Raw genomic sequence first — 308 nt, 5'->3', positions numbered from 1 at the left:
GCCATTTGCGCTTGAAGAACTTTGGGTTCGCTGCAATGCACTAGCACAAAGACACTTAATCAACTGTGATCATACCCTAGTCGTTGGACCTTTAACAATAAACAAACAAACCCAACAAGTACAACGAGATAAAAAAGAAATTGAAATACAACCTATTCCAATGCAAATACTCACCATATTAATGGAAGCTCATCCAAGGGCAGTTAGCCGCTCTGAATTGTGTGATAAAATTTGGGGAGAAGATACAACCGATTCAGACTCACTTCGTTCACATATCTATCAACTGCGAAAAGCAATAGATAAGCCTT

At 39.0% G+C, this 308-nt stretch carries 1 protein-coding gene; it reads left to right on the top strand.

Features of this window, described 5'->3' with window-relative positions; all coding sequences use genetic code 11:
* Window positions 1–308, top strand: a 308-nt coding sequence (locus CWC11_RS20660) for a response regulator transcription factor (RefSeq protein WP_138684167.1), incomplete at both ends; no start/stop codon positions are given.

It is taken from the genome of Pseudoalteromonas sp. S3178 (assembly GCF_005886985.1).
In the GTDB taxonomy this organism is placed as follows: Bacteria; Pseudomonadota; Gammaproteobacteria; order Enterobacterales; family Alteromonadaceae; genus Pseudoalteromonas; species Pseudoalteromonas carrageenovora.
This window is presented reverse-complemented; position numbering and strand designations above follow the sequence as displayed.